Annotated in this window: 1 protein-coding gene; it reads right to left on the bottom strand. The window is 72.0% G+C overall.

Translation table 11 applies throughout. The annotated features are described in order from the left end of the window. On the bottom strand, positions 1 to 2,009 hold a 2,009-nt coding region (locus AB0G35_RS37195), incomplete at both ends, for a beta-ketoacyl synthase N-terminal-like domain-containing protein (RefSeq protein ID WP_360959206.1).

Below are 2,009 nucleotides of genomic sequence, written 5' to 3'. Positions count from 1 at the left end.
ACCGCACCGCCTGCGCCCGCAACGCCTCATCCGAACGAGCCGACAACGGCCACGCCACAACCGAAGACACCCCGGCACCCACAACAGCGTCAGCAGCCGCAGCAGCAGCAACCGGCAAGTTGACCCGCGACTCGGCCACCGACTCGGCCGACACCTCGGCAGGCGCTTCCTCAATGACGACATGGGCGTTGGTGCCGCTGACACCGAAGGCGGAGACCGCGGCCCGCCTCGGGCGGTCCGCCCGCACCGGCCACGGGCGCGCCTCAGCCAGCAACTCCACCCTGCCCGCAGACCAGTCGACGTGTGTGCTGGGCCGGTCGACGTGGAGCGTCCGCGGCAGCGTGCCGTGGCGGAGGGCCTCCACCATCTTGATGACACCGGCGACACCCGCGGCGGCCTGGGTGTGCCCGATGTTGGACTTCAACGACCCCAACCACAGCGGATCCCCCACCCGCTCCCGCCCATACGTAGCCAGCAACGCCCCGGCCTCGATCGGATCACCCAACGCCGTACCCGTCCCATGGGCCTCGACGACGTCGACATCGCCCGGCCCCAGACCGGCATCGGCCAACGCCTCACGGATGACACTCTCCTGTGCGGGACCGCTGGGCGCGGTGAGACCGTTGCTGGCGCCGTCCTGGTTGACGGCGCTACCCCGGACCAGCGCCAGCACCCGGTGGCCGGCACGGCGGGCGTCGGAGAGACGCTCCAGCGCCAGAACGGCGACGCCCTCGGACCAGGCCGTGCCGTCGGCATCGGCGGAGAACGCCTTGCACCGCCCGTCCGACGCCAGCCCGCGCTGCCGGGAGAACTCCACGAACATGCCGGGGCCGGACATCACCGTGGCACCGCCGGCCAACGCCATATCGCACTCACCCCGGCGCAACGACTGCACCGCCAGATGCAGCGCCACCAGCGACGACGAACACGCGGTATCCACCGTGAGCGCCGGTCCGCGCGTGCCGAAGGTGTACGCGATCCGGCCGGAGGCCACGCTCGCCGTGGTGCCGGTGAGCAGGTAGCCCTCGTACCCGTCCGCTCCCTCGTGGAGCCTCGGGCCGTACTCCGATGCGACTGCGCCGATGAACACGCCGGTGTCGGTGCCGCGCAGCGACTCGGGGCACACTCCGGCGTCCTCCAGCGCCTCCCAGGCGGTCTCCAGCAGCAGCCGCTGCTGCGGGTCCATGGCGGTCGCCTCGCGCGGCGAGATGCCGAAGAACTCCGCGTCGAACTCGGCCGCCTGGTGCAGGAAGCCGCCCTGACGCACATAGGTCGTGCCGGGGATGCCGGGCTCGGGGTCGTACAGCGCGTTGAGATCCCAACCACGGTCGGTGGGAAAGGACGAGATCGCGTCGGTGCCGGATGCCAGCAGGTCCCACAGGCCGGCGCGCGAGTCCACGCCGCCGGGGAAGTGGGAGCCGACTCCGACGATGGCGATCGGCTCGTCGTTTCGCGCGTCGCCCCGGGTGGTCGCCGCCGCGGCGGTTCGGTGGGCGTCGGAGTCCGCGGCGTCCGTCGCGAGCATCACGGCCGACAGGTGATCGGCGACGGCCCGCGGGGTGGGCAGCTCGTAGACGAGCGTGGCGGCGAGGGTCAGCCCCGTGGCCCGGTTCAGTAGGTCTCGGAGTTCGACCGCGGTCACCGAGTCCAGGCCCTGAGAGGTGAAGGTGCCGTCGAGGACGATCTCGTCGGGGTCGTCGTGGCCCAGGACGGCGGCAGTGGTCTCGCGGACCAGCCGGACGAGCTGGTCGGGTGACGCCGGCTCCGGGGATGCCGCGAGCGGCCCGTCGGCCGGGTCCCGAAGGAGTGCCTCGGCACTCTCCGGGATCTCGTCGTTCCCCCGGCTCTCGGTAGCGGTCGAGGCTCGTACGACGCCGGCCGCGTGTCCGTGACTCAGCGCCGCCGACCAGTGGGTACGGCGCTGGAAGGGGTATGTGGGCAGGTCGATCCGCCGGGCATCGGTGCCTGAGTGGAGCGCGGCGGCATCGAGTTCTGCATCACGGGTGTGC

Source organism: Streptomyces sp. NPDC021749 (genome assembly GCF_040640655.1).
In the GTDB taxonomy this organism is placed as follows: Bacteria; Actinomycetota; Actinomycetes; order Streptomycetales; family Streptomycetaceae; genus Streptomyces.
This window is presented reverse-complemented; position numbering and strand designations above follow the sequence as displayed.